The 13,462-nt window shown below is 51.9% G+C and carries 11 protein-coding genes and 3 pseudogenes; 11 read left to right on the forward strand and 3 right to left on the reverse strand.

Translation table 11 applies throughout. From position 1 onward, the window contains the following. Positions 1 to 653 precede the first annotated feature (653 nt). From ACR0BD_RS16195 to ACR0BD_RS16245, 11 genes and pseudogenes are all read left to right on the forward strand, one after another. Positions 654 to 1,130, forward strand: a pseudogene (locus ACR0BD_RS16195) (transposase family protein); the annotation flags it as partial. A 430-nt stretch (positions 1,131 to 1,560) separates the two neighbouring features. Then, the gene (locus ACR0BD_RS16200; RefSeq protein WP_480831946.1) at positions 1,561 to 2,583 is read left to right on the forward strand and encodes a hypothetical protein; all 1,023 of its coding nucleotides are present in this window, start codon (positions 1,561 to 1,563) and stop codon (positions 2,581 to 2,583) included. Positions 2,584 to 2,740: 157 nt separating this feature from the next. Then, a pseudogene (locus ACR0BD_RS16205) lies at positions 2,741 to 2,908 on the forward strand (transposase); the annotation flags it as partial. Positions 2,909 to 2,990: 82 nt separating this feature from the next. Then, a pseudogene (locus tag ACR0BD_RS16210) lies at positions 2,991 to 3,295 on the forward strand (transposase); the annotation flags it as partial. Continuing rightward, positions 3,258 to 3,428 carry a hypothetical protein gene (locus tag ACR0BD_RS16215; RefSeq protein WP_480831948.1) on the forward strand — a complete coding sequence of 57 codons (171 nt, stop codon included), beginning with the start codon at positions 3,258 to 3,260 and terminating at the stop codon, positions 3,426 to 3,428. The pseudogene ACR0BD_RS16210 and the gene ACR0BD_RS16215, both read left to right, overlap by 38 nt. A gap of 706 nt (positions 3,429 to 4,134) precedes the next feature. Continuing rightward, positions 4,135 to 5,793 (forward strand): Tad domain-containing protein, encoded by a 1,659-nt coding sequence (locus tag ACR0BD_RS16220; RefSeq protein ID WP_480831949.1) that lies wholly within the window; start codon positions 4,135 to 4,137, stop codon positions 5,791 to 5,793. Positions 5,794 to 5,811: 18 nt separating this feature from the next. Then, positions 5,812 to 6,426, forward strand: a complete 615-nt coding sequence (locus ACR0BD_RS16225; protein ID WP_480831951.1) for a TadE/TadG family type IV pilus assembly protein — start codon at positions 5,812 to 5,814, stop codon at positions 6,424 to 6,426. A gap of 1 nt (position 6,427) precedes the next feature. After that, positions 6,428 to 7,066 (forward strand): TadE/TadG family type IV pilus assembly protein, encoded by a 639-nt coding sequence (locus ACR0BD_RS16230; protein WP_480831953.1) that lies wholly within the window; start codon positions 6,428 to 6,430, stop codon positions 7,064 to 7,066. Positions 7,067 to 7,394: 328 nt separating this feature from the next. Beyond that, a complete protein-coding gene (locus tag ACR0BD_RS16235) occupies positions 7,395 to 7,805 on the forward strand; it encodes a hypothetical protein (RefSeq protein ID WP_480831955.1) in 411 nt (136 codons plus the stop codon). 111 nt (positions 7,806 to 7,916) lie between these two features. After that, positions 7,917 to 8,636 carry a metallophosphoesterase gene (locus tag ACR0BD_RS16240; RefSeq protein WP_480831957.1) on the forward strand — a complete coding sequence of 240 codons (720 nt, stop codon included), beginning with the start codon at positions 7,917 to 7,919 and terminating at the stop codon, positions 8,634 to 8,636. A gap of 159 nt (positions 8,637 to 8,795) precedes the next feature. Then, on the forward strand, positions 8,796 to 9,065 hold the full coding sequence (locus ACR0BD_RS16245; protein ID WP_480831959.1) for a spike base protein, RCAP_Rcc01079 family: 270 nt from the start codon (positions 8,796 to 8,798) through the stop codon (positions 9,063 to 9,065). Between the two features lie 95 nt (positions 9,066 to 9,160). Here the strand turns inward: ACR0BD_RS16245 and ACR0BD_RS16250 are convergent, their stop codons facing one another. From ACR0BD_RS16250 to ACR0BD_RS16260, 3 genes are read right to left on the reverse strand one after another with little or no spacing between them, the layout of a single operon-like run. Then, positions 9,161 to 10,576, reverse strand: coding sequence for a polysaccharide biosynthesis/export family protein (locus ACR0BD_RS16250; protein WP_480831962.1), 1,416 nt, complete (start codon positions 10,574 to 10,576; stop codon positions 9,161 to 9,163). Continuing rightward, positions 10,566 to 11,207: a YjbF family lipoprotein gene (locus ACR0BD_RS16255; RefSeq protein WP_480831964.1), complete on the reverse strand. Its 642-nt coding sequence runs from the start codon at positions 11,205 to 11,207 to the stop codon at positions 10,566 to 10,568. Before ACR0BD_RS16255 ends, ACR0BD_RS16250 begins: the two co-directional genes overlap by 11 nt. Continuing rightward, positions 11,204 to 13,171, reverse strand: a complete 1,968-nt coding sequence (locus ACR0BD_RS16260) for a YjbH domain-containing protein (protein ID WP_480832199.1) — start codon at positions 13,169 to 13,171, stop codon at positions 11,204 to 11,206. Before ACR0BD_RS16260 ends, ACR0BD_RS16255 begins: the two co-directional genes overlap by 4 nt. Positions 13,172 to 13,462: the final 291 nt, after the last annotated feature.

The following is a 13,462-nucleotide window of genomic DNA, read 5'->3' on the forward strand; positions in this document are numbered from 1 at the left end:
ACCTGAAGGTCGTAGGTTCAAATCCTACTCCCGCAACCAAAATTTATAGAGATATAACAAACACTTAGCGCCGCATGGGGCGCTTCTTGCGCCCAGGGCATCTACACCCGGTGCTACACCGCTGCTACGCAAGAGAGCAAACTCAGGCACCCTAGAAGAAGCGTACCCAGTCGTCAGCGTCGCCGATTCTCTCACCTGAAGAAAAACCAACACACAGTTCCCGTCGGCACTGTCAGCACCGTCAGCCAAGTGAAATAGCATTGCCGATAGACGCACTCATCGGGCGAAACCACGGCCCAAGAAGATATTTCGATTGGCGTCTTTGAGCCCAAAGTTCTATATGCTGCACCTAGCATGGATTGCTGCGAAGCAGGGTTTGTTGACTTTGGCTTAGTTAATGACGGCCCATACCTGCCGTTGCCCCTAACATCCAAGTGCTGCGGTGCGGCCCGCCAGACCGGACTTTCGCCGCGCTGCCAAAATCCTGACCCATTAGAACTCACGCATCGCGGGACAATCTCGTCCTTCGCCGCGCTTGCACCAATGTCCGGATACAGCCCGTGAACACGGGTTCTAAAGTTGTAATTACGATACAAAAGACCAAGGACACTTAGCGCGTTTTCGATGGCCAACACTCCGAAGCCCACGCCAAACGGAATTACAAAGATGGATATCGTTTAGAGGGTGCAGTTGCGATGCGGCAAAAGACACACGGCAAATCTCCGAATAATCAGATCTACAAGTCGAAGCGCGACTATGCGTTGGCACTGGTCAAGGAGAGATATGCCATTGGCTGCTGAAAAGTTGGCCGAGCATCACGGCTTCAAATCCTAGCGTGAGGCATTGCGCAAATGGATGGTTGAAGGTGGAATCTGGCTATCCCGCAAGCAACGCAGAACATTTCATCAGCCGCGTCTGCGGCGGGAATGCTATGGTGAGTTGATCCAGGTCGACGGCTCCAACCACCGCTGGTTCAAGGATCGAGGCGATCCCTGCACACTGATCGTCTCTATCGACGATGCCACCAGCACGTTGATGGAACTGCGTTTGTCCCACCCGCGAGCACCTCCAGCTACTTCGAAGCGCTTGAGAGCTATCTACAGACGCACGGCCGCCCGGTGGCGTTTTACAAGCCCAACGGTAGGAAGCCCGGCTAGCCGCCGAGAAAGCGGTCAAGCCAAGAGGACTGCACCAGAATCTGAGTTAGTTTAAAACAGAAGATGCGCAGAAAACAGCGCACCCTTCAGGTGAGCTTGAAGCAAACCTCAATAGCCTGATTGACCCTGGCTTCTTCAAAAACAGACTGCATCCGAACTATCTGTCTGACGCCAGCGCCAATGGGACAGTTTAGGTCGATTTGATAAGAGGGGGTTCGCGGCAGAGCATTTTTGAGGACAGCGGTCTGGAGCTCACTGGTCAACTAGCATATCAAGCAGCTTAACTTTCGCTAAGGAGAACTGTGCATCCACACATGCCATTCAAACTAGACGGTCAATACCCATGTGGGGACGCTCAACAGTCGCCTTGATCAAGGGCACTTAGCAATGACAGCGATTTAGCATGAAACTTCAATACAAGGTTCCGGCAAGAATGAAAACCTGCTACCTTCACATAGGAACTCGAAAGACGGGCTCGAGTTCAATTCAAAGTTTTTTAAACAGAAATCGAAAGAGCCTGAGAAAACGCCGAATTCTAAAGCCCAAGGCTATTACGCACAATGGGTTTGAGATAGCACTCGCCTCTGATCGCCAAAGAAATAAGCAGTGGTTTTATTTTGAGCAGGAAAAAATTACCACCGGAGAAGAATGGCTGACGTATCGACTAGAATTCAAAAAGAAACTCTATAAAGAAGTTCGTCGGTCTCGATGTCGAAAGATTGTGATTTCTTCTGAGGACCTATCGCACTTTACACAAGAAGATGAAGTTCGAGATGTATTCGCCCTGCTTGATTTCTTCGACGAGGTGAAAGTGATTGTCTACCTGCGCCGACAGGATGAGTATGCAGTAAGTGATCTTACTTCAACAGTCCTGAATGGGGGTTTGCCATTTACGCTTTGCGAAGACTTGGCACATCAAATGTCGCAGTTGAATTATTCGCATCTGTTGAATGCATGGTCAAAAGTGTTCGGTCGAGAGAATCTCGTAGTACGGCTCTTCGATAGGAAAGTACTTGTAAACGGGGATCTTATTGATGATTTCTGCTCACACATTGGAATTGATCTGCAAGACTTAGAAAGACCTGAAACCGAAAATTCGTCAATCAGTTACGTCGGCAGCCGGTTTATGCAGAGGGTTAACGAAGTTATACCGCGGTTCGAACGTAACGGTATTCATAGGTATATTCAGAAGGTTTGTCCCGGCCAACACCACTTCACGACACGCGCTCAAGCGCAGGAATTCTACAGGTGTTTTGAAGATAGCAATACTGAGATTGCTCACCGTTTCTTCGACGGGAAAAAGCCGTTTGATGAAGACTTTTCAAAGTACCCGGAAAAGATAGAAGAGATAAGCACTTCGTTTGAGGATGCGGTAGATGTAGCGATTGGAATATGGAAAGAGCTTCAAAAAGAAGGTAAGGTCTAATTCGTGTCTATCACAAGGGCTTTCCGTGAGTCTTCTAGGCTCAGGATTCTTAGCCAGTAGATGACGATGGCTGCCAACGCGATAGCCGATAACCTGCTCCCCGAAACTTCCCTCGTCGTTATGTAGAGTTTGCTCAACCTTTTGAAGAAGCAAACGAATGCGAAAGAGTCGTTTCAGGAAAGCCCAGATCATTGGGATGATCAAGCAACAAGAAGCCGGGACGCCAACGGCGGAGGTGTGCCGCAAGCACGGTCTCAGCCAAGGCACGTTCTACAAATTCAAATCCAAGTATGGCGGCATGGAAGTGTCTGATGCGGCCAGGTTGAACTGAGCCTCCCCAACTGAATTGGTCCACCGTTACGTTTAGGAAATGGAGGACTTAGAATGGCGAACAAGCGACGGAAGAGATAGTTTCGAAGTTACGGCAGGTTGAGGTTCTGATGGGGCAAGGCATGTCCCGTCTTGATGCGATCAGGCAGATCGGCGCTGTAGAACAAACCTATTACCGCTTGAGAAAGAAGTACGGTGGAATGGGTGTTGATCAATTGAAGGAACTGAAACGGCTTCAGAAAGAGAACGCGCGGTTTCAGATCTGACTTTGGACAAATTAATCCTGACGGAAGCCGCAAAAGGAAACGTCTTGAGCCCCGCTCGTCGTCGTGCCTGTTTTGATCATGTCCCCATCCAGCTCAGAGTATCTGAGCGACGCGCCCGCCAGCGCCGGAACCCGTCATCCCGATGGATCAAAAGCCAATGATGCACTAACAATCAAATTGGAACAGTCAGGTGAGGCTGCTCACTTTCTTGGTAAGATTCCGCTTTCCGGTGTCGAGGAAGTAGGTTGAGCTCAGTTTTTTTAACGAGGCCACGTTTCAAATACAAAAGAATCAATTTGTATGAATTGTTTTTTGAGCCGGTATTGGAACTGGCTACAACCAAAACAATGTCAAATTAGGTCATGCAAACAGAATTCTGATAACCCAGTGTCACGATTCGCGCTTGAATTAAAAAAGCAGAATGTGTGTTCTGAGGACAATCAGCAAAATAGATCGAGATCGTTGATTTTCCTTTTTTCCAAAAGACCAATTGAAACAGCGAGAACGACAGCGACTCCAACGGCTAGTGTTATCGATGCTCGTGTTATGCTGAAGTTTCCCTCGGGTCGCTTATTCCACACTTCAGTCGTTATCTTTTTATTTACAGATGCTTAAGTGGAAAACAAAAAGACTGGCTGAGTTGCATGCAACCTCACACATATTTTCAGGCCCCCAATCCATTGATGTGTTTAAGGCCGAGTTAACGAAACAACTTCACGATTCAGTTAGTTCTTCGCGCGAAAATCTCGCTCGCCATGATCGTTGTATTACCGATTGCCCTTATTTTTAAAGCTGTTTCGCATGTACAAGCGCATCCAAAGACCGTGTTTCCGCCCAAAATGAGCCCGAAAAATGCCCAAGTTCATTCATTTTGGGTTCATTTGGTGTTCATTTTAAGGTAAGAATATCCGGGTTTTCAGTGTTTTCGTGATGTTAACAGTTGTGAGTTGTAAAGATGTGTATTGAGTTTCCGGAGAAAACCGAACGTGGCTTAATCGCTCTGCCAGACAAGGCTAAGGCGGACAATTCCGGTCAGCAAAAAGACCTTTTTTCTCGTTACCGAGACGAGAGCCGTGGGGCTGTTCTCATTCTGGTTGCACTATTGCTCGTACCGTTGATGGCACTCATCGGTTTTGCTTTTGAATCCGCCTTGGCCGAAAGCGTGAGGGTGCGCCTTCAAAGCACGACTGATTCAGCAAGCTTGGCAGCAGCCGACCTTGAACAAACCTTGGACCCCGAGTTGGTCGTTCAGGATTTCTTCGGGAAGGCTGGCCTGGCTGACAACCTTGATAACGTAACGGTTGTTGATTCTCTTGCAGAGCGAACCGTCACGATCGACGCATCTGATCAATTTGCATCTTATCTCAGCAGAATTATCGGATGGGAAAATTGGGACGTTTCCGTCGTAGGTGCTGCAACAGAGTCCAGACAGGATATTGAAATCGCCCTTGCGCTGGACAACTCGGGTTCAATGTCATGGGCGCCCGGTGCAATCAGCGGACCGCCGGCGACGCCGTCGCGCATGGACTTGCTGATCCCGGCAGCTCAGGCTTTTGTCGATGAGGTTCAGCCGGACCCGGGTCAGCCGGGCAATACCGTTATTTCACTGGTTCCCTTTGCGACCCAAGTATCTGTTGGTGAGGCATTGCTAAGCAATTTCACTGTGAGTGCTGAGCATTCGGACTCCAATTGCGTTACATTCAGCGACAATGCTGATTATCAAACGACCGTCATTCCGACAGACACCCAGCTAACCAGAACTGCGCATCACGATGCGCGCGGTCTGGGGGACGATGTTGATCAGTTTGGTGTCGTCTGCCCAACGGATTCTGCAGTTCGCGATATCGTGCCGTGGTCACAAAATCCCGATGCGCTTAAGGCCCGCATTCGTGCGATGCAGCCTTACGGGTTTACCTCGATCGAAATGGCCACGAAATGGGGGGCTGCCATGTTGGACCCTTCGTTGCGACCTGTGTTGTCATCTTTGTCTGGCACGGCTGGATTTGAATATCTTTCAGGACCTGCAAGTCGAGGAGTACCCGATGACTACACGAGTGTGGAATCCGTCAAATACCTGATCGTGATGTCTGATGGGGAAAATACATCAAGCTACGATATTCGCGCCCCGTTCCGCAGTGGCAATTCGCCCGTGTTCCATCGGCCCGGCACGGATAACTTTGCGTATTTCAGGAACCGGTTCGGTCCGTTTGACTACTACCGAGTACCAGGAAATTTCTGGAGCACATCGCCAGGAACGGGCGCTGTGCGTCTAACCTGGCAAGAAGTGTGGGCAGAGCTTCCGGTTCGCACCTTTGTAAACGACATCTTATCTCGGGCCGATACGTCAAGAACCGCTAATGGTCATTATAACCGCATCGTGGCATCAACTTTCAATGACACGAAAAACACCCGTACAACGAATATTTGTGACACAGTAAAAGCCACAGGTGTCACGATTTTCACAATTGGAATGGACACTTACGGTCAAGGCGACGCTACGTTGTTGGATTGCGCGTCCTCTCCTTCCTTTTTCTACGATGTAAACAGCCTGGATATCGACTCGGCGTTCGATTCAATCGCCCGCGAAATCAACCGGCTGCGTCTGACGCAGTGATTGGGCTGGAGTGTTGTTATGTTTGTAAAATCTATCAAAAACAATTCTGTAGAATCGTCTAATGGCAAGCAGCCCGGCATCGCCAGACGCTTGGTGAACAGCCTTGTTACATGGAAGAGAGACGAAAACGGCGCGGTATTGGTTGAGTTTTCAATGGTTCTGCCGTTGCTTCTCTTGATGTCCTACATGTCGATGGAGTTCAGTTATGTGCAGATCAGGCAAGTCGCCCTTGATCGCGTGACTGATGAGACGTTCCGCGAACTGCGTTTGGGGCTTATCCCTGATCCCGATCATGACAAGGTAAAGGATGCGATGTGTGCAAAGCCGTACGCACGATTCATACTGTGGGACTGCTCGGACAACCTGTTGCTTCAGGTTCGCGAAGTGGAAAAAGGTGTATGGACGTTGGATTTGGGTGACTCCAATTGTTTGGACACCACCCCGGAAGACGGCTACGTGCCGCCGATTGAATTCGCCGCAGGCGACGAAAACCAACTGATGGTGGCGCGGGCCTGCCTCATTCAGGCATCTCTATTCCCGTACATAAATGCTTTGCGAGCTCTGCCGCGATACGATGAGTTTGGGAACTTTGCACTGGTTTCAAAATCCGCATTTGTGAACGAGCCAACTTGATATGACCATGAGAAACAACAAATCGCTCCGAAAGATTGGTCACGCCATCAATCGCTTTGTGAAGGACACCAGCGGCGCTGCGCTGGTCGAGGCTGGAATGGTCATGCCGTTCCTTGTGCTTTTGATTTTCGGTGGAATTGTCACGCAGGATGCAATTCGGGTTTCGTATTTGCAGTCCAAGGCGACTTATACGGTATCCGATATGGTCAGCCGCGAAGACAACTTTATAGACACCGCATATTTTAACGGTGTGAATAGCGTTCTGGGATTTCTGACGGATAACAACTATCCGACGGAAATGAGGCTATCGACGGTCGAGTGCACAGCAGATTGTGATGACGCGACCCAACGGGTTCTGGAGTTCTGTTGGTCAGAGTCCACAGACGGGTTGTTGAATCTGACTAATGCTGACATGAGCTTGTACGCTGGTCGTATCCCGCTGTTTGCTGAAGGCGATACATTGCTTATGACCGAGGCATTCTTGGATTACACACCGTGGTTTGGGAACTTTATCATTTCGGCACAGACCTACGAGGCGATCGCTTTCACGCGCCCCCGTCTTGCACCTCAGATCAAGTTCGACACGGGCGCTATAGATACCGATGGCAATCCAATCATAAGGGATTGCTTTAACAATTGACCGACGTTCTATCCTAGGTGTCTGGATGTTCAGACATCTGGCTTGGGGCCGCGAGACAGTTTGACTGTCTATCTCGCGGCCCTTCTCATTTTGTCTTTCAGAATTAACTGAAATTGGCATTAAATTGTTAATTTAAAACATAATTCTGCCACCACGCACGCACAGCCGAAACGCGTCTCTTCTTTAGCGCTGATCCCAGGTTCAACTGGATTGGAGAAAAAGGATGTGTCAGGCGCACTTACGTGGCTTCGAAGTTTTTGCAGAGCGATGCATAAAGCAAACTTGCCTGTCTGTATGGCTGATTGCAGTAGGCGCAGCGTCTTGCCTGATGCTTATGGCCTCAAGCACATGGGCAGAGACGAATAAGACCTACATCGTTCAGAACGACCGAGGTGGATATCTACATGACCGGATCATTGAGTTGGAAAACCTTCGACGCAACAGAGTTCGGATCGAAATCCGTGGGCGCGTTTGTTATTCTACATGTACAATGTTTCTGGGTCTGCCTGACACTTGTGTAGATGCGAAAACGGTATTCGGGTTTCACGGTCCGTCCCGAAGCGGTCGGCGTTTGCCGCAAAAAGACTTTGATTACTTTAGTCAAATCATGGCGGATCATTATCCTGAACCGTTGAAAACCTGGTTCATGCTCAAAGGTCGCAATCGCATCGCTGGTATCCACAGGATCAGGGGTGCTGAGCTAATCAAGATGGGTGTACCTGTTTGCCGTTCGGCTTGATTAAAGTTGAGAAGGCTTTGCACTAGGGCTATCACTGTATAAACCGCCCGCGGGACTGGTAGGATCCAGCTCCGTTTTGACACTGGCGATGTCATCGAGAAGTTCTTGAGTATGCTTTCATTTCTAACCCGTGGGTTCCGTCGTTCTGCGCGCTTTGAATCTCCGAAACCGGACGAGCCCTTGTGCGTGATCGGCGATGTGCACGGCAGCCTCGATCCGTTGGAAGAACTATTGGCCAGAGTCCCAACTGGTTATCGTGTCGTTCTGGTCGGTGACTATATTGACCGGGGTGAAAACAGTGCAGACGTGTTGCGATTGCTTGCTGCACGACCGGACTATGTTTGCCTGATGGGTAACCATGAACAAATGTTGCTTCGGTTCCTGGCGGATCCTACTGGTCCAGCAGCCCGGTGGATACATCACGGCGGCTTGCAGACGCTGGCGTCTTTTGGTGTCCGAGGGGTTGGATTGGAAAGGAACTCCGCCGATCTGATCGATTGCCGCGATAAATTGCTGGAGGCCATGGGAGAGCGGATGTTAGCGTGGCTGGCCGACCTGCCAAGCCATTATTTATCAGGAAACGTACTTGTCGCGCATGCCGGAGCGGACCCCGCATGTCCGCCTGATGGGCAAACAGACGAGCTGTTGATCTGGGGCCACCCGAGGTTTCAATCCAAGGATCGACGAGATGGCTATTGGGTTGTGCATGGGCATACCATTGTATCAGAGGCACATGCTCTGCGTGGTCGCATCGCCATCGATACCGGAGCTTATGCGACTGGTGTTCTCAGTGCGGTATGTCTGGATGGTTCCACGCCCAAATTCCTATAAGGACTGATATTTGGTCGATCGAGTTATTGCTGTAACTGCTCCACCTGATCCTAGCTTCAAGCGCAATAAAACAGTTTGCGCAACGCGCGCCCTGCTTGAACCGCGTTAACTGGGTTTTTCTACGGTTCTGCCGATTAAACATTCAACGAGGCAAAACCCATGACCACGAACCCTTTTACCAATCGCGCCTCCAGCCTAGCTGGACCTGCTCGAGATATTGCACCCGTAACGCCCTCTGACAGTTCGGATTTGACGGCTGTCGCTATCGGCCTTTACGTAGAAACCGGTGGAACGTTGGTCCTGACCACTGTGCAGGACGAAGTTCGAACCGTAAAAGTGTCGGATTATTCCATTCTGCCAGTCGGCGTGCGCCGAATTCACGCAACAGGTACAACTGCGTCCGGCATCCACGCGATGCTTTTGGTTTAGACCAGAACCTGACTAAAGCCGAATTGGCGTATGGCTTATCGGCCTATCGCAATCGTTGACCGGGCCGCCGCGCCGGGCCCGGTCTGTATGACGCCTTAGTTCACGGCGGCGACGATTGGTGTCGTAATCAGCGATGGCGTGATCTGACTGATTGTCCGACCCCAACGCGTGACCGGGTTTTCAGCAATGAAAATGATATCGTTGCTCCGCAGGATGAATTGCGCAGCAAGCGTCAGATGCGCAGCATTTCTGGTGTCCAGATGCCAGGCCGTTACGGCCCCGAATTCTCGGGCATCTGACGCGGCGCGCAGAACGTAAACTTCTGATGCGTCTCCGGTTTCCTTGGCAATCCCGCCGCCAGTGTCGAACAGAGCGTCCGCAAGTGTGGCATTGTGGTTGAAAGGCAATGCGTAACGGCCCTGCGTACGCACTTCGCCGCTGAGATAGACATAGTCGCGATCAACAGCATCCAATTCGATAGACTGTATATAGGTCGCACGACGTTCATTCAGGTCGTCACGGCGCAAATTAACCACGGTATCCAGTTCCTGTAGGGCGGTTTGACGCTCTTCCAGAGCTGTTTCACGCAGCTGGATCTGCTGTGCAAAATACCGTTCCGCGCGATCCAGGTCATAATCTGTATCGACGAAGACCGAGTCATTTGCGATCAGGTTCAGGTCCTGTAACGCGGTTTGCGCATAAAGATCTTCAAGCGGGATCTGGTACATTTCCCCGTGGCGGTAAAGGCGGACCGAACTGTTGTCGATATCGCGAACTGAAACGGAACCGGCTGCGGTCAGTGCTTCGCCCAGAGTTAGTCGGGTCAGCGTAATAGGCTGTACGCCGGGTTGTCCAACCGCTCCTCCAACGGATACACGGCGAGAGTTGAACTCGGCAATTTCAAGACTGAAGGTGGGGTCAATCTGGTTTTCCACCAAACGTTGGAACAGGCTCGCTTCGGCTTCGTCCACGGTTAGACCCGCAAGCCTGACGCGGCCGACATCGGGAATGTTAATCGCGCCATCGTCTTGAACTGTGTAGCCGTTGCGGCTGTTCTGAGCGGCAAGCAGACCAGACAACTCGCCCGCAGAGCCTTGTGTCGACGGGGTAGACAATACCAAAACGTCACCAACACCGATAGTGTAGGGGCCCGGCACGATCTGCTGGGGCGGGTTCAATTGAAGACCTGCTCTTGTCCCATCTTGTGTAGAGGGTGCATCCGGTAAAGACGCCGCACTTTGCCGGTTGGCACCCGCTGTAGATCCGGCGGACAGTTGAAAAACCGCAGGCAGAGTCTTTGGCGCAGAAACAGATCGGTTGGCCACAAGAACGGTTTCGGGCGTCAGGGGTACCACGCGGACTTTGCCGCTGTCAGATACGCCTGCAGTCACCGAAGGGCTGCGGTAAATCGTTGAGCATCCAACTGTCACGGCACAAACCGCAACGAGGTTGATCAAAAGTGAAATGTTGCGCACGAGGTATCCTCTGCCGTTCAAAGAGTTACGTGTCATCGGGCACTGATTTGATGAAGATGTTGCCCAGGAAATTGCCCGTCCATTGCGATGATTGAACGATCCGGCGCGGAGCGTTCTGCACCCAGTACGTGTTCAAAAAGCTGCCCCTGACCCCATAACAACGCTCTTCGCGTTTGGACGTGTTTACTGGGTTGCCACGCAGCAGGACGATGTCCGGTCCTGCCTCTGAGATCTGGCAGACATAGGCATGCAGTTCGATTTCATCATTGCCGTTCAGAAAGCTGTGGAACCGCTCAACACGCGCGTTGCCGTCGCCAAGAACAATCGCCGCACTTTGACTGGTGTCCGAGGCGACAAGCCCCCCACCAAAACCCTTGGTCGAGGTCAGCATACCCTGCGACAGCGTGAGTGCAGCGCCGTCGGCGGACAACCAGGATTGTACACCTGCACGTTCGGTTTCCAGAAGCATGACTCCGCTTAGGTCACGGCTGGGAAAGCTGACCTCCAGCCGTGGTGGGATAGGGCGGCGTGCCGCAAGCGCGTTGGCGCGCGGATGAAAACGAGGCGCGTCAGGCTGCAGCGCGCCCTTGAGCAAGTCAAAATCCTCTTGCGCCTCACCGCACGAGATCAACAACAGGCCAAGCAATAGGGCGTACAGGGACCTCATCGCCAAAACCTTCCCCAACCGCGGAAAAGCTGCTGTGTGCGTGCTTCGCGGGTCACTCCGTATAGACGGTTTCGCACGTTCAGCCTTGCCCCGCCATCGCGCAAGACAGGTCGAATGGTCTGCGCGATCTTGTTTCGCGATGGCCGTCCCGTCAGCCAGGACACAGGGATTTCCAGACGGATACCTTTGTCGAAAGACCCCTCGCCAAATTCTTCGAAACTGACATCGGTCAGCGTAAAGAAAGCCCCAACTTTGAAACCGTTGGTGAATTCGCGATCAAGGCTGAAGGTGGCGCCATAATCTCCGGCAAGGTAGCGACCCAGATCGATCTGTGCATGAAACTCGCCGGGCAGATCGTGGTAGGCCGAGACGTGGCCTGTGGCGACACTGTAGTCCTGAAAGCCAAACAAGACGTCAAAATCACGCTGGGCGACGTAATTCGCCTCGACTCCTAGCGCGAGGCGACTGTCTACAGGGTACCACAGCAATTCGGCGGACAAGCCGCCAAACATGGTTTCCAAATACCCAAGGGTCGCGCGTGCAAACAGGTTGGTTGACGGACGCCACAGATACTCTGCGGTCATATGTTCGACCCGCAGGTTCGACTCGCGGGCATAGATTGCCCAATCCGAGCGTACTCTGGGTAAGGTGGAATCCGATACACGGCTACTGTCATCCAAAGTGCTAAGAACTGGCTGCCGCAGTTCGGCTGACAACGTAAACCCGGGGGACAAAGTGTAATCGGCCCCCAGAGCGGCCCCAAGCTCGTACCGCAGCGGATCGTCAGGATCAAAGAAAGAAAAGTTCAGATAAGGTCCGAACCTATAGGAAAAATGCGGGTACGCGTCTTTCAGGACCCCACCTTGAACCACAGGTATCGTGTCTGAAATCTGAGCGCGTGCAAAGCTGCGCCACGTGTTGTCTGGATCGTTCTCCAGCGCATAGAGATCGTCGCGGTTTATTCGAACGGCGCTGAGCGGCACACCGCTGGACATCAGTGCAATATCGAAATGCTTTGTTTGCTTTGGCTGTTCGTTGGCCAGAACGCGGGCTGCCCGGCCAAGTGCCTGAGCGGCCTGCCCATACGATGTGTTTTCGACCCCGACGAGGACAGTATCAGCGGTTTCCGACATATAGCCCAGCCGCAGCCCTTCTTGTTTCAGGGCCGCTTTCATCTGGGTGCGAATATCACCCTTGTCCGTGGATGAACGTTTCTGCGACGGGTTTTCCGGTCGCAAAGGCGGCGGCGCCGCGCCTTGACCTCCGGGCGCGACGGATTTGCGCGGATCAACGAAATAGCTGTAACTCAGCCCCAGTGTCGTTCCGTAAAGAACCGAAGTTGTCAGCTGAGAGCCGTTCTGAAAACGGTACTGAAGCCCGAAGTTGATGGGGGACTTGACCTGAAAATTGTCGTTGATGCTTTCTTGGGCGTACAGGTCGGGTGAATACTCAGCCAAAAACGTCAGGCGGTCATTATATTGCCAGCTTGCCCCGCCGAATACCGCAGCATCGCCGCGGAACCAGTTGCCGAAATCCAATTGTCCGGTTTCCGAAATGTCGCCTGCATTTGTGTTGTTCCGCTCGTTAAAACGGTTTCCGAAAACGCTTAGTGGATTTGAGAACGCGCCCCGGCCAGCCATCCGGCCCCACCCGATACCGCCTGTTAGCTTAAGCCGGTCATTCAGAGTTTTCGTCGCAACAACATACTCTGCCGCGTAAATACCAGTTCCACCGAAGTCTCGCAGGCCCATCGCAATCGCGGGCCCATTTCGATCTTCCTCGCGCAGGCGGAAATGGACATCGAAACTGCGGTCGAAACGGGTTGTTCCAGGGCCGTCCAAGCGATCAAGTACGGCATATCGAAAACTGCCATGTATCCAGGGCAGTAATTGGAACGTCATTGTTGCCCGTCCGGTGTTCCGGAAACCCGACGCCGTGAAGGTCAGCATGCCATCTTTGAACATTTCTGCCGTGGGAATATCGATCAGCCCAGGCGTTCCATAGGTCGAGACAGACTGCGCCTGTGAAATGGTCGCAGTGATGACGCAGAACCACGCTGCGACGCTTGTGCACCTAAGGAATGACGCTTTGATCTTCACGCGGGGGAGTTGCCTTTTTTGACCCTCCTTAACCGCTTTTATTGGGGTCGTCTCAAGCGACTAATCCTGCATTTAACTTTCGTTAAACGTGTGTCAAAACTGCAATCAGGATTCTATGCAACTCTCTTCGGAGGAGTGTTCATCGGGCCGAGAAGT

The organism is Ruegeria sp. G5 (assembly GCF_056533365.1).